Raw genomic sequence first — 20430 nt, forward strand, 5'->3', positions numbered from 1 at the left:
ATAATGGATAAAACACCCTCCCCCGGCATGGACGCCATAGCGCCCCCTGAAAGTCCTGCGGTTGCCATCGGCCGCTTGCGGGTTGTGCCGAACCGCTCGAGGCATGACAGGCCAGTGCTATGAAATGATCGGCAACAGCACCCTCGGCTTGAGCCTGCTGCGACGAATGACCGGCTGCGTGCAAGACCCCGGGCGCCGGGGAGCGGTGATTTGGGATAGAAAGCGGCCGAGGGAAAAGGTTCAGGCTGGCCAGGTGCTAATCTGCCCGCCACATCCCGCCGCGAAACCTTGCCATGACCATTGCCGACAGCCTCCTGGCCTTCACCCTGGCCGCCACGCTCCTGACTATCACCCCCGGGCTCGACACCGCCCTGGTGCTGCGCACGGCCACGGTCGAAGGCAAGCGCCAGGCGATTCAGGCGGCCCTCGGGATCAACGCCGGCTGCCTGCTGTGGGGCGCGGCGGTGGCGTTTGGCCTGGGCGCGTTGATCATGGTTTCCGAACTGGCCTACACCGCCCTCAAGTACTGCGGCGCGGCTTATCTGTGCTGGCTCGGGCTGAACATGCTGCTGGCGCCGCGCAGCACCATGGCGGCAGCCAAGACCCCGGGCCAGCGCGGCGCCAACTGGTTTCTCAAGGGCATGCTGGGCAATGTGCTCAACCCCAAGATCGGCATTTTCTATGTATCGTTCCTGCCGCAATTCATCCCCCAGGGCAGCCCACTGGTGCCGTGGACCTTTGGCCTGGTGGCCATCCATGTGGTGCTGGGGTTGGCCTGGTCGCTGCTGTTGATCGGCGCCACCCGCCCGCTGAGTGCCGTCCTGCAACGAGCGCCGGTGATGCGCTGGATGGACCGCACCACCGGCACGCTGTTTCTGTTGTTCGCCGCGCGCCTGGCCTTCAGCAAACGCTGAGCCGCGGCCTCAAGCCCGGTCGGCGTCTGGTGCGGCGGCGTCGCTCAGGGTGGTTTGAAAGCGCCGGTCGAAATCCTCGGCCAGCTCGGCCAGGGTCACCCGCCCCAGGCGCTCGAGCAGCAGCGCCTGGGCCGCATCGAAGGCGTCGGTGAGGGCTGCATTCACCGCCTGCTCCACCAGGCACTCCGGGTGGTCGGTGGACAGGCCGATGGAGAAGATCGAGGTCGCGCCCAGCGCCTGGTGAATGTCCAGCAGGGTCATGTCGGCGAGGCTGCAGGTCAGGGTCCAGCCGCCCTGATGGCCCTTTTCGGAACGCACATAACCTTGCTCCTTGAGCAGCCCCATGGTCCGGCGCACCACCACCGGGTTGGTTCCGAGCATGCGGGCGATGGTCTCGGAAGTCGCGCATTGCTGGTGGCGGTCCATGTGGATCAGCACATGCAGCATGCGGGAAAGTCGGGTGTCGGTTCTCATCCTGTCCTCGTGGTCGGCCTGAATCGGGGCGGACCGAGTATCGCTTGCAACCAGTGAAGTTACGAGAGTGTTGACAGGCAACTTTCACGTAACTTACGGTGTGTCGTGAAATCCTTGAAGCCCTTCAAGGGACCCCACTGAAGGTGTATTGCATGGTGTACGACGTGATTATTGTGGGCGGCAGCTATGCCGGGCTGTCTGCCGGCTTGCAGCTGGCGCGGGCGCGACGAACGCTGCTGGTGCTGGATTCGGCGCAACGGCGCAACCGTTTTGCCGGCAACTCCCACGGCTTTCTTGGCCAGGACGGACGCCCCGCCGCCGACATCGCCAACGATGCGCGCAACCAGTTGCTGGCCTACCCCACGGTGACCTGGGTCTCGGCAATCGCCAGCCATGGGCGCCAGGAAGCCGGGTTGTTCGAGGTCGACACCCTCGATGGCCAGCGCTACAGCGCCCGGCGGCTGATCCTCGCCAGTGGCGTGGTCGACGAACTGCCGGCAATCGAAGGCCTGGCATCGCGCTGGGGTCAAAGCGTCTTCCACTGCCCCTACTGCCATGGCTATGAACTCGAGGGCGGGCCGATCGGCGTGCTGGCCAACTCCGAATTGGCCATGCATCACGCCCTGCTGCTGCCCGAATGGGGCCCCACCACGTTCTTTACCAATGGCGTGTTCGTGCCCGATGCCGAGCAACGGGCACAACTGGCCAAACGCGGGGTGACTCTGGAGGAGCAACGGCTGAGCCATATCAGCGGCGATCAGGCCGATGTGGTGCTGGTCGACCAGCGGGTGATCCGCCTCAAGGGCCTGTTCACCCAACCGCGCACCCACCTGGCCAGCCCTTTGGCCGAGCGCCTGGGCTGCGAGCTTGAAGCCGGGGCGATGGGCAGTTTCATCAAGACCGATGCCAGCCGCGAAACCAGCGTTGGCGGGGTGTTCGCTTGCGGCGATGCGGCGCTGGCGTTCGGCTCGGTGGCGATCGCCGTGGGGGATGGCGCCCGGGCCGGCGCGGCGACGCACCAATCGCTGGTGCTGCGCTAAGGCCCAGGTGCAACGCCGCCCGACACCGCAAGGCGTGGGCGGCGCAGGGGTTTACTCCTGGATCACCGAGTCGATTTCTTCGGCCATCAGCAGCGAATCACCCGAGTAGCGCTCGAACTTGACCCGACCAAAACCCGGGGCGTACCACGCTTCCATGCGCCCGCCTTCGAACTCTGCACTCAGGTGGCAGGTGTTGCTGAAGGTGCGGTCCTTGTAGTCGATCTTGGTCGGCAGGTCTTCGAAGCCGACAAAGGTGTAGTCGCTGAACCCTTCGTATTCCAGCGGGGTGCTGGTCTCGTCGGCATGGTTTTCCAGCTTGCCGCTGCCGCTGAGCTTGAACTTGGCGCCCGGTGCCGCCTTGCCCGGAAACTCCGGTGCCTTGCTGTAGGACTCGGTCATCAGCGGCGCCTTGGCATCGCCGCCCATGGCGGAGATCCCGTAGCGCACGTTGCCCAGCAATTTGCGGCCGCTGGCGTCGTAGAAACTGGCGGAGCTGACGCCCCCTTCGGACTGGGTCACCGCAATCGCGTCCTGACCCATGAACTTGGCTTTTTCGATGCTGACCGTGGTGCCTTCGGCGCCGAAGGAAACACCTGGCTTGAGGCTGAAGCACGCGGCGAAATCAGGGGCAGCGCTGGCCTGGGAAGAAATGGCGACAGCGCCCAGAACGAACGCGGCACGCAGAAGTTGAGAAGACATTGATTTCCTTTCTTTGTCAGAACGAAACGGGTCCGTTGCGCACCCGAATCCTTGGGAATGGAGACTCCACACCCCAGGCGGAAAAAAGCCCGGGCGTGAGCGGCGCGGAATATAAACCACTTGTGCGGGCGCCGCCATGCGCACGTGGCACTTTGCCCCGGCGCTGAGGGCCGCGCTCAATCCATCAGCCGTTCGCGCAGGAACTCGATCAAGGCCTGCACCGGTCGAGAACCCTGGCGATGCTGGGGGTAGACCGCCGACAAGGTCAGGGGCTCGGGCTCGAAGTCTTCCAGCACCCGCACCAGGCGCCCATCCTGCAGCGCCTGACCGACGATAAAGGTCGGCAGGTAGGTGATGCCCAGGTCGGCAACGGCGGCGTCCTTGAGCAACTCGCCATTGTTGACCCGCATACGCCCGCCGACGTTGATGTTCATGGGCTTGCCCTTGACCTGGAAGCGCCACTGCACCTGGCGTCCATGACCATAGGGCAGGCAATCGTGGCCACTGAGTTGCTCGGGGTGTTGCGGCACGCCACGGCTGGCCAGGTAGCCCGGGCTGGCGCAGTACACCCGCTGGATGGTGGCGATGCGGCGCGCGATCAGGGTCGAGTCTTCAAGCACGCCGATGCGCAGCACCAGGTCATAACCTTCGCTGAGCAGGTCCACCGGACGGTCACTGAGGTCGACCTCCACCGACACCTGGGGGTAGCGCTGCAAAAACAGCGGCAACAGGCACCCCAGGTGCGCCAGGGCGAACGACAGCGGCGCACTCAGGCGCAGGGTGCCGCGCGGTTCGCTGTTCTGCCCGGCAATGCCCTGCTCCACCTCCTCGACCTCGCCCAGCAGGCGCAGCGCCGACTCGTAGTAGTTCTGGCCCAGGGGCGTGACGTCGAGGCGACGCGTGGAGCGGTTGAGCAGGCGCACCCCCAGGCGTTCTTCGAGCTGCATCAGGCGGCGACTGACGAACTGCTTGGACAACCCCAGCTTGTCGGCCGCCGCGGTGAAGCTGCCGGAGTCCATCACCTGGCAAAAAATACGCATGTCTTCAAACGGGTTCATTGTCACGTCTCGGTTGACAGTCAAACGCTTTATAGCGGCTTTTTCACGATTAGGCATCAGATTAATCTGAGCACAGGTTGTCGCTGAGACCCTTCACACCACAGCGCAACCCATTGAATAAACAACTAAAAACTCAATTTTTCGAAAGGATTGCCGCCCATGAACACTCTGCAAAAAGTCCTCGCTACCAGCCTCCTCGCCTTGTCCGTGAACAGCGCCTTCGCCGCTGACAGCCCGGGGGTGGAGCACCAGACCCAGGCCTTCCTCGACGCCCTGGCCGCCGGGGGCGGCAAGCCGCTGGAACAACTGAGCCCCAGGGACGCCCGCGCAGTGCTCAGCGGAGCCCAGGCTTCGGTCAAGGTCGACCTGTCCGGGGTTGAGGTCAGTTCACGCAGCATTCAGGTAGCCGGGCAGCCGGTGCAGCTGAAAATAGTGCGCCCGGCCAAGGTCCGGGGCGAGCTGCCGGTGTTCATGTTCTTCCACGGTGGCGGCTGGGTGCTGGGGGATTACCCGACCCACGAACGCCTGATCCACGACCTGGTGCTGGGCTCCGGTGCCGTGGCGGTCTACGTCGACTACACCGCGTCGCCTGAAGCCCGGTACCCGACGGCGATCAATCAGGCCTACGCCGCCACCCGCTGGGTCGCCGAGCACGGCCGGGAAATCGGCGTCGACAGCCGTCGCCTGGCGGTGGCCGGCAACAGCGTCGGCGGCAATATGGCGGCGGTGGTGGCGCTGATGGCCAAGGAGCAGAAGACCCCGGACCTGCGCTTCCAACTGCTGCTGTGGCCGGTGACCAACGCCCGCTTCGACAGCCCGTCGTACCAGCAGTTTGCCGAGGGCCACTTCCTGACCAGGGGCATGATGAACTGGTTCTGGGACAGCTACACCAGCGACCCACAGCAACGCGCCGAGATCCACGCCTCGCCGCTGCAGGCCAGCATCGAACAGCTGCGCGGCCTGCCGCCGGCCCTGGTGCAGACCGCCGAGTTCGACGTGCTGCGCGATGAAGGCGAAGCCTATGCACGCAAGCTGGACAGTGCCGGAGTCGCGGTCACGGCGGTGCGCTACAACGGCATGATCCACGACTTCGGCCTGCTCAATCCGCTGAGCAGCATTCCCGAAGTCCAGGCCGCGGTCCGCCAGGCCGCCGCCGAACTCAAGGCGCACCTCAACTGAGCCATACCTGACGCCGGGCCGTCGACTTCGCGGTCGCCTGCCCGACTCCTCTCCTTTTTGCCCTCCTTCCGTGCGGTGCCGCCATGACTTTTCTCGCTCATCACCTGTTGCTCTGGAGTGCCTGCCTGCTGCTGGTGGACGCGCTGTTGTGGCACCTCGTGCCCTTCGCGCAGCGCCTGCCGCGGGTTGCCCTGCGCCTGGCGCTGTTTCTGGGGTACAGCGCGCTGATCATCAATGCCGGCGTCAGCCCGTTGCAGGCACAAGGCTGGCCCGACAACAACGTGCTGCAACTGGGCGCCACGGCGCTGGCAATCATCTGGTGGCTGTACGCCGCGCGGGTGCTGACCGAACTGATCGGCCTGGTGCTGATCCGCCGTATCGGCCACAGCGGCCGCCTGTTGCAGGACGTGATTGGCGCCCTGGTGTTCCTGGTGGCGATTGTCGCCGCGGCCGGGTATGTCCTGGAGCTGCCGGTCAAGGGCTTGCTGGCGACGTCCGGGGCCATGGCGATCATTGTCGGCCTGGCCCTGCAAAGCACCTTGAGCGATGTGTTCAGCGGCATCGTGCTCAACACCACCAAGCCGTATCAGGTGGATGACTGGATCATGATCGACGGCGTCGAAGGCAAGGTGCTGGACATCGACTGGCGCGCCACCCACCTGCTGACCAGCGTCGGCACCACGGCGGTGATTCCCAATTCGGTGGCGGCCAAGGCCAAGCTGGTCAACCTCAGCCGGCCGAGCAACCGGCACGGGGTGTCGATCAGCATCAAGGTGCCTAATCACATTCGTCCACGGCGGGTGCTGGATGCCCTGGAGCGGGCCTTGCAGGGCAGCAACAGCCTGCTGCTCGACCCGCCGCCCAAGGTGCTGCTGAAGGAGGCCGGCGAGAGCCTGTCGGAATATGTCGCCAGCGGGTTTATCGCCGAACTGGGGCAGAAGGGTCAGGTGCGCAATCAGTTGTTCGACCTGGCGCACCGGCACCTGGAGGCCGCCGGCATTTCGCGCCAGCCCGAAGGTTTCGCCGAGCCCAGTTCCAGGGCCAGGGTGTTGCTGGATGAGGTGAAGGTCTTTCGTTCGCTGGATGGCCATGAACGGGACCTGATGGCCCAGGCCATGACGCCCCGGCAGTACGCCGCTGGCGAAGTGATCCTGGAACTGGGCGAAGTGCCCGAGGCCCTGCTGGTGATCGCCACCGGCGTGGTCAGTGCCACCGTGACCGAGGGCAACCGCCAGGTCGAAGCCGGACGCATGGGGCCCAGCGAGGTCATGGGCGAACAGAGCATCCTCGCCGACACCCCATCCCAGGCCCGCTTTACTGCGCTGACTTCCTGCATCGTCTACCGCCTGGACAAAACCCTGACCCGCGATTGCATGGCCCAGCGCAAGGAGGTGAACAGCGCCCTGAACAAACTCCAGGCCGTACGCCAGCAAAGCAGCCGCTCGGTGCTGCTGGGCAAACCCGTCGACACCCGCAAAAGCGGCTTCCTCGGCTGGCTGCAAAAACGCAATTGAGGATGGGGCTCTGGCTGAGCGCACCACCGGAGTTCACCTGCCATACGCGGCGCCTGTCAGGGCCAGCGTCCGAACGCGGCCCGAGCCTGCGGCAGCGGCTACAGCGGGCACAAAAAAACCGCTTGCCTGGGGTAGGCAAGCGGTTGGGGTCCGACGCTTACTTGGCGGTCAGCGCGGTGTAGCTGTTCATCAGGTTGCGGTAGTTGGGGATGCGCTGGGACAGCAGGTTGCCCAGGCCTTCGATGTCGTTGCGCCAGTCGCGGTGCAGTTCGCAGGCCACCGAGAACCAGTTCATCATCTGCGCGCCGGCCGCGGTCATGCGCGCCCAGGACGCCTGCTGCACGGTTTCGTTGAAGGTGCCGGACGCATCGGTCACCACGAACACATCAAAACCTTCCGCCAGCGCCGACAAGGTCGGGAACGCCACGCAGACGTCCGTCACCACCCCGGCGATGATCAGTTGCTTGCGCCCGGTGGCCTTGATCGCCTTGACGAAGTCTTCGTTGTCCCAGGCATTGATCTGGCCAGGGCGCGGAATGTATGGCGCGTCCGGGAACATCTCTTTGAGCTCGGGCACGATCGGGCCGTTGGGGCCCTGCTCGAAGCTGGTGGTGAGGATGGTCGGCAGCTTGAAGAACTTGGCCAGGTCCGCCAGGGCCAGCACGTTGTTCTTGAATTCGTTGGGCGAGAAATCCTGCACCAGCGAGATCAGGCCGGTCTGGTGATCGACCAACAGCACCACTGCTTCATCTTTGTTCAAGCGTTTGTAAGTCATGGGTAACTCCTTTGGGGGTGCTTGGGTTCGGGGAATAGCGGATTCAAAAGGCAAAGCACGAGCAGCCGAACGCGCCCCAGAAACCCTGGAAGTCGCTGACCGGCACATTGGAAAGGCGCGCCCGCTCATGGCTGTGGGCATGCACGCCGCACGGGCCGCTGCACTGGTGCACCTGAGCCTGCAACGGCGAGGTCGGGCGCCAGTGGCCCGGGACCTTGACCACCGGCGACCAGTCCGGCAGCACCGGCACGCGGGTCGGCGCCAGGTCCTCGAAGTCACCGGCGCCGTACACCACCTTGCCGCCGACCACGGTCAGCACCGACTCGATCCACTTGATGGCCTCTTCGTCGACGCTGAAAAAGTCCGCCGACAGCGCTGCCACGTCCGCCAGTTGGCCGACCTTGATCTGGCCTTTCTTGCCCTGCTCCGAGGAGAACCAGGCGCTGCCGTGGGTGAACAGTTCCAGGGCAGTCAGGCGTGGCAGGCCCTCGGCGTGCAGCTCCAGGCCGCCGACGGTGCGCCCGCTGACCATCCAGTACAGCGAGGTCCAGGGGTTGTAGCTGGAGACCCGGGTGGCGTCGGTGCCCGCACCCACCGGCACGCCTTCGGCCAGCATGCGCTTGATCGGCGGCGTGGCCTCGGCGGCCTTGGCCCCGTAGCGCTCGACGAAGTATTCGCCCTGGAACGCCATGCGGTCCTGGATCGCAATGCCGCCGCCCAGGGCCCGCACGCGCTCGATGTTGTTCGGGGTGATGGTCTCGGCATGGTCGAAAAACCAGGGCAGGCCGTTGAACGGGATGTCGCGATTGACCTTCTCGAACACGTCGAGCATGCGCGAGATCGATTCGTCATAGGTGGCGTGCAGGCGGAACGGCCAGCGCTGCTCCACCAGATGGCGCACCACCGGCTCCAACTCCTGTTCCATGGTCAGCGGCAGGTCGGGACGGGGTTCGAGGAAGTCTTCGAAATCCGCCGCCGAAAACACCAGCATCTCGCCGGCGCCGTTGTGCCGCAGGTAGTCGTCGCCCTGGTGCAGGGTGACGCTGCCGGTCCAGTTCTTGAAGTCGCTGAGCTCTTCCTTGGGCTTCTGGGTGAACAGGTTGTAGGCGATGCGCACCGTCAGTTGCTGGTCCTTGGCCAACTGCTCGATCACCGCGTAGTCGTCGGGGTAGTTCTGGAAACCGCCACCGGCGTCGATGGCGCTGGTCAGGCCCAGGCGGTTGAGCTCGCGCATGAATTGCCGGGTCGAGTTGACCTGGTACTCCAGGGGCAGCTTGGGCCCCTTGGCCAGGGTCGAATACAGGATCATCGCGTTGGGCCGCGCCACCAGCATGCCGGTGGGATTGCCGTTGCTATCGCGCACGATCTCGCCGCCGGGCGGGTTCGGCGTGTCTTTGGTGTAGCCCGCGACGCGCAGGGCGGCGCGGTTGAGCAAGGCCCGGTCATACAGGTGCAGGACGAATACCGGGGTGTCGGGGGCGGCCTGGTTCAGTTCTTCCAGGGTCGGCATGCGTTTTTCGGCGAACTGGAATTCGTTCCAGCCGCCCACCACCCGCACCCACTGCGGGGTCGGCGTGCGGTCGGCCTGATCCTTGAGCATGCGTAAGGCATCGGCCAGGGACGGCACGCCTTCCCAGCGCAGCTCCAGGTTGTAGTTGAGGCCGCCGCGAATCAGGTGCAGGTGCGAGTCGTTGAGCCCGGGGATGACCGTGCGGCCCTTGAGGTCGATGACCTGGGTGCCACTGCCGCGCAGGGCCATGGCCTGGGCGTCGGTGCCCACGGCGACAAAGCGCCCCTGGCTGATGGCGACGGCACTGGCCCGGGGATTTTCGCGGTCCACGGTATGGAATTGGCCATTGAACAGAATCAGATCGGCGTTCATCGGGTTTCCTTGTAAAGGTGATGAGGCAAAAGACAGCCGTGGCCAGAAAGCCGCCGCGGCGCTGAGCAACGAGCCGGCCGCCAGTAGCTGGCGCCGCCGTGGATCGCTCGGGTCATCCTTGCTGGCCATGCTCGGGCTCCAGGTGTTCATGGGCGCTGGAAGCCTGCAGCCAGGGCGCGAACAGCCGGGTGGCGGCCGGCATCAACAGGTAGACCACCAGCAACACGATAGTCAGGGTCACCACAAAGGTGCTGACCAGGTAATTGGAAAGCCAGGGATGCAGGCGCAGCACCGGGCCCCAGAGCAGCGGGATCAGCAGGGTCAGCGGCAGGATCACGCACAGGGTCACCACCGCCTGCTTCCAGCGCGGCGGCGGTGTCGCGGCGTCGGCCAGGGGGGCGAACCAGAATTCATTGAGCGCGGCGACCTCGGTCTGGTCGCCATCGGCCAGCATCGGTGCGGCCTGGTTGATCAGTGCCAGGCGTTGCGGCGAGTCGAGCCAGCGCTGCATGGCTTCGGTCGAGCAAAAGCGCAGCACGCAAGTGAAGTGCGCCAGCCCGCCCAGCCGGCCGCGAACCACATCCACCCCCAAATGCCCCGGCCATTGCCCGGCCACCCGCACAATGCCGCGCAGCCAGGCTTCGTAGTCCGCCTCGTGGCCGGCCTTGATCCGGTGCTTGACCACCAGGGTCACGACTTCATCCAGGCCCGGCCGCGGCTGGGGCATAGAGGGTTCGGCAATCCGTTCAGACATGGCGCAGTACTCCACTGAAACGTGAATTGAGCGCCAGACGCCCGGGGCCGGCGATCAGCACGCTGGTAAACAGGATCAGCAACAGCCAGGCGAACTGGCCCTGTTCCAGGCTCCAATCCGGGTGCACCAGCAGCAGCGCCACCGCCAACAGCAGCAACACCGGCAGGCAGGCCAGGCGCACCAGGACACCGGCCACGATCAACAGCGGGCACAGCACTTCGGCGAAAATCGCCAGGGACAGGGTCAGGTCGGCGCCGAGGTGGAACGGATCCTCGATGCGCGACACTTCGGCGCTGTAGTGCAGCCACTTGGGCAAGCCGTGGACCCACAGCAGAAACAGCGCGGCACTGACCCGCAGGAACAACAGGCCAAAGTCCTGGGCCCGCGCCTCACCGGTTGAGCGCGTCATTGCTCGAACACCATTGGATACCCCTCCCCGGGCCGCGTTGTTTGATCGAGCGCCCAGTGTGCGACCCGTTGCCGCAGAAAAATTGCATGTACGTGCTCTCTTTCCGAGGGCCGAATCAGCAAGGATGACCTCGCCCTCCGTAGCCGCTGCCCAGGCACGAGGCTGCGCTGGCCGCAACAAGCACCGTGAAAGGTCAGGTGTAGTGAGGCGGTCTTGAGGGCCAGCGTCCGAACACCGCCCGAACCTGGTGGCAGCGGCTACAGGCACCTGCCTCGGGGTGGGTCGGTGAACAGGCGCTGGGTTTCAGGCCATGGGTTGGGACATGTGCTCGGCGATGCGCGAGCGCAGCCAGCGTTCGGCGGGGTCGTTGTCGTGGACGCCGCTCCAGACCATGGACAGTTCGGCGGCATCGATCGGCAGCGGCGGATCTTCGGCGCGCAGGGCACTGCCTTCGGTCAGGGCGCAGGCGGCGTAATCGGGCACGGTGGCGAGCATTTCGGTGCCGGCCAGCAGCGCCCGCAGGCCGCTGAACTGCGGCACTGCCAGCACCACCCGGCGTGCACGTCCGACCCGCGCCAGATCAAGGTCGATATTGCCGCTCAGGTCACCGGAAAACGAGACCATGGCATGGGGCCGTTCACAGTAGTCGTCCAGCGTCAGGGGCTCGGGGCGGTTGTCGCCGCGCAAGACCTTGCACGGAATATCCCGCAGCTTCTTGCGCTTGGCATTGGCCGGCAGGTCGGTGGTGTAGCTGACCCCCACCGAGATCTCGCCACTGGCCAGCAACGACGACATCAGCAGGTAGTTGGCGCGGCGTACCACCACGACGATCCCCGGGGCCTCTTCGCGCAGTTGGCTGAGCAAAGGTGGAAACAGGCCGAACTCGGCGTCATCCGACAAACCGATGCGAAACACCGCGCAGCTGCTGGACGGGTCGAACGCCTTGGCTCGGCTGACCGCGCCGGAAATGGTGTCCATCGCCGGTTGCAGCTCCTGCAGGATCGCCAGCGCCCGGGCGGTGGGTTCCATGCCCCGGCCGTTGCGCAACAGCAATGGATCATCGAACAGATCGCGCAAGCGGCTCAGGGCAGCGCTTACCGCCGGCTGGCCCATAAACAGCTTTTCCGCCACCCGGGTCAGGTTCTTCTCGAACATCAGGGCTTCGAAAATCACCAGCAGGTTCATGTCGACGCGGCGCAGGTCATTGCGGTTCATAAATCGGTCCGGGCACAGGAGGGCAAACCCGCACCTGAACACAGCGCAGCGGTTTTGCCTTGGACGCCTGTGCTGTGTTGTGCCCGCCGTCATCCGTTGAGCGCGACCCGCAGCGGCCCCTCGACACCGCAGCGCACCAGCATGCTGCGCTCCTGGAAGGCGACCTCGGCGTTGTACGCATCGACTTGCGCCTCCGAGGCGCCCTCCTCGCGATTGCGGCTCAGCACCTGATACGCCCCGCCACCACACACCGCCACGGCCTCGCTGCGGCACCCGGCCCAGCTGCCGAACACACCGTGGCATTCAATCTGCCGGGCCTGGCTGTTATCCATCAGTAACGCCGGCCGGGAACTGGCGCAGCCCGCCAGCACGGCTAGCATCAGGAGGGCGCCAGTGATTGCAGCGCAACGCAGGGATAAAGGGTGGCGAGACATGGCGAGAAGCTCCGGGACAGTGAATGGCGCCATTGTGGGCAGCCTCCCGGCGCCGCAGAAATCACTGCTCTCGATAGCCACCATGGCCAGTAACGGATAGCCCGCGCCAACGCTGAAATTAACAACGTTTAACTCGTCAGCCCGCGCCCCGGGGCGAAAAATACCCAGGTCTACCCCGGTTTTTTTTCCACCGCACCGGGAACGTGTTTTCGAGCAAGGCGACCGACCCGGCATGTGCGTTCCCATCGACCACGGATACTTGTCATGGCCCGACTTGAGCAACCTGCCTTGTGCTTCGACAATGGCCAGCCGAACAGCCCAAGGCCCGCCACCGGAGGCCTGTGCGCGCGGCGCGAGCGCCTGATCAAGCAACTGATCCTGGCCAACCTGGCGCAAAGCCTGGAAGTGAGCGAGCTGGCCCGCGCCTGCGCGCTGTCACGCAGCCATTTCTCCCGCGCCTTCAAATGCAGCACCGGCCTTTCGCCCCAGGAATGGATCCGCCAGCAGCGCATCGCCCGGGCCAAGGAACTGATCACCCGCTCCACCCTCAACCTGACCCAGATCAGCCAGGAATGCGGCTTCTGCGATCAGGCCCACTTCTGCCATATGTTCACTCGCAGCGAAGGGGTCAACCCCATGACCTGGCGCAGCCACCAACTGCGGCTCGCCGCGACGCGCAACGCCCTGCCAGGTTTCAGCGAGGGCTCTTCAACTATGGCTTGCGGGCGCGCTTCGGCAGCACCTACCTGAGCCGGTAATCCGGCCGACGCGGGCCTTGCCCGCGCCGGCTACCTTCAGCCCTGGATAAACGCCAGCAAATCGGCGTTCAAACGCTCCTTGTGCGTGTCGGTCAGGCCATGGGGCGCGCCCGGGTACACCAGCAGCTGGGCGCCCTTGACCAGGCGCGCCGAGGCGATACCGGCGGTTTCGATGGGCACGATCTGGTCGTCGTCACCGTGCACCACCAGGGTCGGGATATCGAACTTGAGCAAGTCTTCGGTGAAGTCGGTCTCGGAAAACGCCTGGATGCAGTCATAGGCATTTTTATGCCCGGCGAGCATGCCCTGCATCCAGAACCAGTCGATGCGGCCCTGGGACACCTCGGCCCCCGGCCGGTTGAAACCGAAAAACGGCCCGCTGGCGAGGTCACGGTAGAGCTGCGAACGGTCCGCCAGCGAACCCTGGCGCAAGCCGTCGAAGACCTCGCGCGGCACGCCCTTGGGGTTGGCCTCGGTCTTGAGCATCAGCGGCGGCACCGAAGAAATCAGCCCGGCCTTGGCCACCCGCGCCGTACCGTGACGACCGATGTAACGCGCCACCTCGCCACCGCCGGTGGAGAAGCCCAGCAGCACGGCGTCCTGCAGGTCCAGCAGTTCGATCAGTTGCGCCAGATCGTCAGCATAGGTGTCCATGTCGTTGCCGTCCCACGGTTGGCTGGAGCGACCGTGGCCCCGGCGGTCGTGGGCGATCACCCGGTAGCCTCGGGACGCCAGGAACAACATCTGCGCCTCCCAGCTGTCGGCGTTCAGGGGCCAGCCGTGGCTGAAGACCACGGGCTGGCCGCTGCCCCAATCCTTGTAGTAGATCTCGCTGCCATCGCGGGTGGTAAAGGTGCTCATGGTGGGATTCCTCGTGGGTGGGTCGGACGAACAACAATCGGCGCCGAGCGCCGGGTCAATCGGGATCAGGCCGCAGGCGCACGGCAATCTGCGCCACGCGTTGGCCGAGACAGGCCGCGGTGCGTCGGTCGGCCAGCGCCAGCGCCGCCTGGGGCGAGTGTTCGGGCAACGACTGGGCCATGGCACCCAGGGAACAGCCTAGTCGGTTCAGGGACGAGCCTTCGCCGCCGGTGCCAGGCAGCAGGCCCAGGCCGACCCAGATCATCCCGTGCTGAGAGGCAAACACCGCCAGTTGCAGCAGGCTGTTGAGGGTGTCGCCGCTGAGGCTGTCGGCATGGGTGAACCCGGCCGCCAGCTTGTCGCGCCAGGGCTGGGCCAGATAGAAGGCGGCGGTGGCGTCCATAAACCCGCGAAACGGCGCCGACAGGCTGCCCATGCAGGTGGGCGCGCCGAAGATAATCGCGTCGGCGCGGTGCAGCTCGTCCCAGTGCTCCTGCACCTGCTCCACCGCGATCAGGCAGCCATGGCTCCCGGGCTGGCTCTCGACACCGGCCAACACCGCTTCGGCCAGGCTGCGGGTCCGGCCGTACGCGCTGTGATAGACAATCGCCACCCTGCTCATCCTGGCATCCTCGATGGCTGGCCCTGCCGGTTCCGGGCGCCCGGGCGACTCCGTGGCACGGCCTCTAATCCGCCAATGGTTGGGCTTGGGCCCGCGTCAGTACGAGTTAAACGTTGTTAATTTTCTGGCCCCTGCGCCGCCAGCAGACGATCGGCAATGCCCCGTAAATCCGGCGCGCAACCGCTCTGCGACGCGCCCTGGAGGAAAATCGCCGGCGTGCAGCGGGCGCGGTCCTCGTTGCGCAGCGGGTAAAACCTGAGGAATATGCTCAGGTTCATCGCCAGTCAGCGCACTGCCCGCCTGGGTCGGGTGTGGCCGTGGGCTTCGCGAGCCGAAAAAGAGACCGCCCCATGAGTCAGTACAAGCCCCTTGCCAGCGACCAGGCCGTGCATTTCGGCCCCTATCGCATCCACCCGCAACAGCGCCTGGTGCTGGAATCCGGGCGTCCGCTGCGCCTGGGCAAGCGGGCGGTCGATATCCTGCTGATCCTGCTGGAACACGCGGGCAATGTGGTGAGCAAACAGGAACTGATCGCCCGTGTCTGGCCCAAAAGCGTCGTCGAGGACGGCAACCTGCGGGTGCACATGGCGGCCTTGCGCAAGGCCCTGGGCGATGGCCAGGCCGGCCAGCGCTACATCGTCACCGTGGCTCAGCGCGGCTACAGTTTTGTCGCCCCCCTGAGCATCGAACCGGCGCCCTGCCACAGCGCCCCCCTGCCCCATGCCAGCCTCGGCCACAACCTGCCGCTGCGACGCACGCGGATGATCGGGCGCCAGGCCTTGATCGACAGCCTGGTGCAACAGCTGCCGCAACAGCGTTTTATCACCCTGACCGGCGCCGGCGGCATCGGCAAGACCACCGTCGCCCTGCGCGTCGCCGAGTTGCTGATCGGCCATTACCGCGACGGCATCCGCCTGCTGGACCTGGCGCCGCTCAACGACCCGGCGCTGATCGTGCCCAACCTCGCGGCCCTGCTCGACCTCACCCCCCGTGACCAGGACCCGCTGGGAGGCATTGCCGAGCAGTTGCGCGAGCGGCAGATGCTGCTGGTGATCGACAATTGCGAGCACCTGCTCGATGCCATCGCCCTGATCAGCGAGACCCTGCTGCGCAGCGCCCCGCAATTGCACATCCTGACCACCAGCCGCGAAAGCCTGCGGGCCGAGGGCGAGTCTGTGCAGCGTCTGGATTCCCTGGCCTGCCCACCGGCGACCGACCCCCCGGACCGCGCCCGGGCCCTCGGCTACCCGGCCCTGCAATTGCTGCTGGAACGGGCGCTGTCGAACCAGGAAACCTTCGAACTGAGCGACGCCGAGCTGCCTCTGGCCATCGAGGTCTGCCGTCGTCTGGACGGCATTCCCCTGGCCCTGGAACTGGCGGCGGCGCAAATCGCCCGCTTTGGCCTGCCCGGGCTCCTGACCCAGTTGCAGGGGCGCTTTCGCCTGCTGACCCGTGGCCGCGACTGCAGTCTGCCGCGCCAGCAGACCTTGCGCGCCACCCTGGACTGGAGCTTCGCCCTGCTCACCCCCTGCGAACAGATCTGCCTGCGGCGCCTGGCGCTGTTTCGCGGCAGCTTTACCCTGGAGTCGGCGGCGGCGGTGATTGGCGGCGAACACATCGCCCCCGGCGAGGTGCTGGGTTCGGTGACGCAGTTGGTGGCCAAGTCGTTGCTGAATGTGGAAGCCGGCGACGACGAGGTGGCGTACCGCCTGCTGGACACCACCCGCAGCTACGCCCGGGAGAAACTCGCCGCTGCCGCCGAGTTGTTCGCCACCCGCGAACGCCACGCCGCACGCTGCCTGGCCCTGATGAAACAGGCCGAACATGACTGGGAGCTGCTCCCCAGCGCACAGTGGATCAGCCGCTATGCACCGCACCGCGAAGACATCCGCGCCGCGCTCGATTGGGGCCTTGGCCCCCACGGCCCGCAGATCCTGGCCATCCGCCTGACCGCCAGTGCCATGCCGCTGTGGCAGGAACTGTCGCTGCTCAAGGAGCACGGGCTGTTCGTGAGCAAGGCCCTGGCCCTGCTGGAGCAGTTCGCCACGCCCTGCCCGCGCCTGAACATCAGCCTGCAGCTGGCCATGGGCAGTTTTTCGTACCACACCCGCGGCGCCACCGCGCACACCCTTCAGGCCTTTGTCAGTGCCCGGGAATTGGCCGAACACTGCGCCGACCTGCTCGGCCAGCTCAAGGCCGTCTCGGGGCTGATGGCGGTCAACCTGTGCTGCGGCAACTACCGGCAGGCCCAGGAGCAGAGCCGGCACTTCGAGCGCCTGGGGCCCCACGAGGAACCGGTTCTGGCCCTCAGCGCCCAGCGCTTGCAGGTGCTGGCGCAGCATTTTGTCGGGGACCAGGTGCTGGCCCGGCACAACGCCGAACAGGTGATCCAGCGCATGGCCCAGAGTGGCCACCTCAATCGCTTTACCCACGGTTTTGGCGTGCAGTACGACCAGAGCGTGGCGTCCCTGACCATCCTCGCGCGGATCCTGTGGCTGCAAGGTTTTCCGGAGCAGGCCTGGCGCACCGCCAGCCAGGCGCTGGAACTGGCGTTGCAGATCAACCATGGCACCTCGATCTGCTACACCCTGGCCCTGTCCGGCTGCGTCATCGCCCATTACAACGGCGACGCGCCGACGGCCCGGGCCTTGCTCGAACTGCTGCTGCAACAGGCGCAGAAACACTCGGTGCGGCTGTTCCACACCTGGGGCCGGCACTATGCCCAGGTGCTGGAAGCAACCCCCGGCGGCGCCGACCCCGAAACTGCCGAGGGCGACGGGCTGATCCGCGACATCATGCTGACCCTGCGCCCCGAGGTGGTGGACGACGCCCTGCTGCAACGCGCCAACAGCGGTGCCGCCGGCTGGAGCGCACCGGAGATTCTGCGGGTACGGGCCGACAACCTGCTGAGCCAGGATTGCCCGCAACAGACCCGCAGCGCCGAAGGGGTATTGCTCGAGGCGCTGGCCGTGGCTCGGCGCCAGGGCGCCCTGGCCTGGGAGCTGCGCAGCGCCACCTCACTGGCGCGGCTGTGGCAGCAGCAGGGTCGCTACCAGCAGGCACGGGATGTGCTGGAGCCGATCTACGCGCGCTTCACTGAAGGTTTCGCCACCCCCGACCTGATGCAGGTGCGGCTCCTACTCGACGACCTGCAACGCCAGCTCGCGGCCTGAGACCCAACTCGGGCAGCCGATGTAATGGGCATAACGCTGCTGCAAATGCTGCAACTGCAACGGGTCATCGAGTTTGTCGCGGGTGTAGGCGCGGGTGGTGTTGAGCAACCGATAGCGCAGGGCACCCGGTCGCGGTTCCAGGCTCAGCAGGGACTTGGCCGCCAGGCGGCTCAACAGGTGACTCAGGTCGGCGTGCTCCAGGGCGCTGCCGACCACGCTGCGCCTGACCGCTGCCGGGCTGAAGCCGCCGGGAAACAACGCCAGGTGCTGGAACAGCCACTGCTCGGGCAGGCTCAGGCGTTCATAACTCCAGTCCAGGGCGGCCTTCAGGGTCTGATGCCGCTCCACGGCCGTGCGCCGGCCCTTGCCCAACACCTGCAAGCCGTTCTCCAGCTGGGCCTGCAAGCCCTGGATGCCCAGCGCCGCGACCTGGGCCGCCGCCAATTCCAGGGCCAGGGGCAGGCCATCCAGACGCCGGCAGATATCGCGCAGGGCCAGCAGGTCCTGCTCGCGCAGGCAAAAGCCCTGCTGCCCGGCACGGGCCCGACTGACAAACAGCTGCACCGCCGGATAGGCCAGTGCCTGGTTCACGCTGCGCAGCGCCGACAGCGGTGGCAGCGCCAGCACCGGCACCGCCTGTGCCCACTCGGCGGCTATCCGCAGCGGCTCGCGGCTGCTCAGCAGCAGTGACACCTGGGGCGCCGCCTGCAACAGCGCCAGCACCAGGGCCCGGCACGGCGCCAGCAGGTGCTCGCAGCCGTCCAGCACCAACAGCATCTGCCGCGGGGCCAGTTGCCGGCACAGATCGCTCAGCGAACCTTCGGGTTCCAGGCTCAGCCCCAGGCCGTGCGCCAGGTGTTTGATCAGCGCCGCCGGTTCGCGCAGCGCTCCCAGGTCGACCCGCCAGGCGCCATCGCGACAGCGTGGCAAACGCAATTCGGCCAGGCGCAGGGCCAGGGTGCTCTTGCCGACCCCGGCCGGGCCGACCAGCGTCACCAGGCGCTGCCCCGACAGCCGCCGCAGCAGGCTGCCCAGCAGTTCCTCACGACCGATCACCGGGCTCAGCCGCGCCGGCAGGTTGTGCCGTGGGCCCGAAGGCGTCGGGTCGCTGGCCAGGCTTTCGCCCGGGGCGCGGCCATACACCGGGGCCACAAAACAGTAGCCGCGCTGCGGCAGGTTGACGATGTAGTGCTGGCCGTCGCGGCCATCGGCCAGGGCCCGGCGCAACGCGGCGATGTGCACCCGCAGGTTGATCTCCTCGACCACGCTGTGCGGCCAGACCCGGGCGATCAAGGTGTCCTTGCTGACGAACTGGCCGGCGCACTCCACCAGCACCAGGAGAAGTTCCAGGGCCCGTCCGCCCAACGGCAGCGGCCGCCCCGCTTCACTGACCAGGCGTTGCTGGCGCTGCAGGGTGAAAGGCCCGAAACGCAGCACCGCGTCGGGGTCATGGGGTTCAAGGCGGTTCATGTCATGCACTGTGGCGCGAAATGACCTGGCCAGGCACTGCGTCCTCAATCGGCGGACGGGCCAGGCCAAGCTCTGCGCATCCTTTTCCAGAGGGCTCGACGCTATCTTGGCAGGCACACATGGCAGGGCAATGCTGGCACGGGGAGCGGCACGGACATCACGGTGCCCTGCACGGCCATCCGCCCCTCAACTGAACTGCTGGCGGTACTGGGTCGGGGTCAGGCCGAGTTTTTCACCGAACAGAAAGCGCATGTGCCGCACGCTGCCAAAGCCACTGCGAAAGGCCACCGTCTTCAGCGGCAGGTCGCTGCTTTCCAGCAGGCTGCGGGCGCGGTCGATGCGCGCGCTCTGCAAAAACTCCATGGGCGTCATCTGCACCTCGCGGGCAAAGACCCGGGCAAAATGCCGCGCGCTCATGGCCGCCAGGCTGGCCATGCGCTCGATGCTGAAGGCTTCTTCCAGGTGCTCCAGGACATGGTTCTGCACCCGGGTAATCGGCGAGTCCTGGGGCGCTACGGCCGCCACCAGCGGGCTGAACTGGGCCTGGCTGCCCTGGCGTTTCATCACCACCAGCAACACTTTGGCCACTTCCAGGGCGACTTTCTTGCCATGGTCCTGGGCGACGATGGACAGCGCCAGGTCGATGCCCGCCGTGACCCCGCCGGAGGTGATCAGCCGACGGTCCTGGAGGTAAATGTGATCGGTCTCGACCAGGGCCTTGGGGAAGCTTTTGCCCAGGCGTTCGGTGTAGTGCCAGTGGGTGGTCACGCGGTGGCCGTCGAGCAACCCGGCATGCCCCAGGATAAAGGCCCCGGTACAGATCGAACCGTAGCGCCGGGCACGCTGCGGCGCCGATTCGAGCCAGGCCAGCAACGGCTGGTGCTGCTGGTTGTAGGCCCCCGGCCCGCCCGGCACCAGCAGCAGGTCATAGCTGTCCAGAGACTGCTCCAGAGGGTGGTCGGCATGCACCAGCACCCCGTTCGAGGCGCGCAGCGCCGTCCGCTCGGTGCCGATGGTCGAAATCCGGTAATGGTCGGCGTCGGGCAGGTAACGGTTGGCGATGGAAAACACCTCCAGGGGCCCGGCCATATCGAGCAGGAGGAAGTCCGGAAACAGCACCATAGCCACGGTTTTGATCACAAAGAAGGCACTCGTCGGAGGCAAAGCTTGCAGGCCTGGAATCAGGCCCGCGCATTATG

At 66.1% G+C, this 20430-nt stretch carries 19 protein-coding genes; 6 read left to right on the plus strand and 13 right to left on the minus strand.

What is annotated here, in order from left to right; translation table 11 throughout:
- Positions 1 to 293 precede the first annotated feature (293 nt).
- A complete protein-coding gene (locus tag MF4836_RS17950) occupies positions 294 to 914 on the plus strand; it encodes a LysE family translocator (RefSeq protein ID WP_078471392.1) in 621 nt (206 codons plus the stop codon).
- Positions 915 to 923: 9 nt separating this feature from the next.
- On the opposite strand, the gene MF4836_RS17955 is transcribed toward MF4836_RS17950, so the two are convergent.
- On the minus strand, positions 924 to 1388 hold the full coding sequence (locus MF4836_RS17955) for an Rrf2 family transcriptional regulator (RefSeq protein ID WP_078471393.1): 465 nt from the start codon (positions 1386 to 1388) through the stop codon (positions 924 to 926).
- A gap of 152 nt (positions 1389 to 1540) precedes the next feature.
- Between MF4836_RS17955 and MF4836_RS17960 the strand changes: the two genes are divergently transcribed.
- A complete protein-coding gene (locus MF4836_RS17960) occupies positions 1541 to 2428 on the plus strand; it encodes an NAD(P)/FAD-dependent oxidoreductase (RefSeq protein WP_078471394.1) in 888 nt (295 codons plus the stop codon).
- Positions 2429 to 2479: 51 nt separating this feature from the next.
- Here the strand turns inward: MF4836_RS17960 and MF4836_RS17965 are convergent, their stop codons facing one another.
- Positions 2480 to 3127 (minus strand): hypothetical protein, encoded by a 648-nt coding sequence (locus MF4836_RS17965; protein ID WP_078471395.1) that lies wholly within the window; start codon positions 3125 to 3127, stop codon positions 2480 to 2482.
- A gap of 176 nt (positions 3128 to 3303) precedes the next feature.
- Positions 3304 to 4185, minus strand: a complete 882-nt coding sequence (locus MF4836_RS17970; RefSeq protein WP_078471396.1) for a LysR family transcriptional regulator — start codon at positions 4183 to 4185, stop codon at positions 3304 to 3306.
- Between the two features lie 159 nt (positions 4186 to 4344).
- Between MF4836_RS17970 and MF4836_RS17975 the strand changes: the two genes are divergently transcribed.
- Positions 4345 to 5364: an alpha/beta hydrolase gene (locus MF4836_RS17975; protein WP_078471397.1), complete on the plus strand. Its 1020-nt coding sequence runs from the start codon at positions 4345 to 4347 to the stop codon at positions 5362 to 5364.
- A gap of 83 nt (positions 5365 to 5447) precedes the next feature.
- Complete coding sequence (locus MF4836_RS17980) at positions 5448 to 6878, plus strand: mechanosensitive ion channel family protein (protein ID WP_078471398.1); 1431 nt, start codon at positions 5448 to 5450, stop codon at positions 6876 to 6878.
- A 157-nt stretch (positions 6879 to 7035) separates the two neighbouring features.
- On the opposite strand, the gene ycaC is transcribed toward MF4836_RS17980, so the two are convergent.
- The 6 genes from ycaC to MF4836_RS18010 all read right to left on the minus strand — a co-directional run bounded on the left by ycaC (position 7036) and on the right by MF4836_RS18010 (position 12347).
- A complete protein-coding gene (gene ycaC / locus MF4836_RS17985; RefSeq protein WP_078471399.1) occupies positions 7036 to 7653 on the minus strand; it encodes an isochorismate family cysteine hydrolase YcaC in 618 nt (205 codons plus the stop codon).
- A 43-nt stretch (positions 7654 to 7696) separates the two neighbouring features.
- The gene (locus MF4836_RS17990) at positions 7697 to 9535 is read right to left on the minus strand and encodes an amidohydrolase (RefSeq protein ID WP_078471400.1); all 1839 of its coding nucleotides are present in this window, start codon (positions 9533 to 9535) and stop codon (positions 7697 to 7699) included.
- 112 nt (positions 9536 to 9647) lie between these two features.
- The gene (locus MF4836_RS17995) at positions 9648 to 10289 is read right to left on the minus strand and encodes an antibiotic biosynthesis monooxygenase (RefSeq protein ID WP_078471401.1); all 642 of its coding nucleotides are present in this window, start codon (positions 10287 to 10289) and stop codon (positions 9648 to 9650) included.
- A complete protein-coding gene (locus tag MF4836_RS18000; protein ID WP_078471402.1) occupies positions 10282 to 10698 on the minus strand; it encodes a DoxX family protein in 417 nt (138 codons plus the stop codon). Before MF4836_RS18000 ends, MF4836_RS17995 begins: the two co-directional genes overlap by 8 nt.
- Before the next feature lie 303 nt (positions 10699 to 11001).
- Positions 11002 to 11913, minus strand: coding sequence for a LysR family transcriptional regulator (locus MF4836_RS18005; RefSeq protein WP_078471403.1), 912 nt, complete (start codon positions 11911 to 11913; stop codon positions 11002 to 11004).
- A gap of 89 nt (positions 11914 to 12002) precedes the next feature.
- Positions 12003 to 12347, minus strand: coding sequence for a hypothetical protein (locus tag MF4836_RS18010; protein WP_153050241.1), 345 nt, complete (start codon positions 12345 to 12347; stop codon positions 12003 to 12005).
- Between the two features lie 264 nt (positions 12348 to 12611).
- Here MF4836_RS18010 and MF4836_RS18015 point away from each other — a divergent pair, with 264 nt between their 5' ends.
- The gene (locus tag MF4836_RS18015; protein WP_078471405.1) at positions 12612 to 13097 is read left to right on the plus strand and encodes a helix-turn-helix domain-containing protein; all 486 of its coding nucleotides are present in this window, start codon (positions 12612 to 12614) and stop codon (positions 13095 to 13097) included.
- A gap of 44 nt (positions 13098 to 13141) precedes the next feature.
- Here the strand turns inward: MF4836_RS18015 and MF4836_RS18020 are convergent, their stop codons facing one another.
- On the minus strand, positions 13142 to 13966 hold the full coding sequence (locus MF4836_RS18020) for an alpha/beta fold hydrolase (RefSeq protein WP_078471406.1): 825 nt from the start codon (positions 13964 to 13966) through the stop codon (positions 13142 to 13144).
- Positions 13967 to 14021: 55 nt separating this feature from the next.
- Complete coding sequence (locus MF4836_RS18025) at positions 14022 to 14588, minus strand: flavodoxin family protein (RefSeq protein WP_078471407.1); 567 nt, start codon at positions 14586 to 14588, stop codon at positions 14022 to 14024.
- A gap of 350 nt (positions 14589 to 14938) precedes the next feature.
- Between MF4836_RS18025 and MF4836_RS18030 the strand changes: the two genes are divergently transcribed.
- Positions 14939 to 17761 (plus strand): ATP-binding protein, encoded by a 2823-nt coding sequence (locus MF4836_RS18030; protein WP_078471408.1) that lies wholly within the window; start codon positions 14939 to 14941, stop codon positions 17759 to 17761.
- Here the strand turns inward: MF4836_RS18030 and MF4836_RS18035 are convergent.
- Positions 17726 to 19231 (minus strand): ATP-binding protein, encoded by a 1506-nt coding sequence (locus MF4836_RS18035; RefSeq protein WP_078471409.1) that lies wholly within the window; start codon positions 19229 to 19231, stop codon positions 17726 to 17728. The genes MF4836_RS18030 and MF4836_RS18035 overlap by 36 nt on opposite strands.
- Positions 19232 to 19417: 186 nt before the next feature.
- Entirely contained in the window at positions 19418 to 20368 is a 951-nt protein-coding gene (locus MF4836_RS18040) for a GlxA family transcriptional regulator (protein ID WP_078471554.1), read from the minus strand.
- Between the last annotated feature and the right edge of the window lie 62 nt (positions 20369 to 20430).

Source organism: Pseudomonas sp. MF4836 (genome assembly GCF_002018875.1).
In the GTDB taxonomy this organism is placed as follows: Bacteria; Pseudomonadota; Gammaproteobacteria; order Pseudomonadales; family Pseudomonadaceae; genus Aquipseudomonas.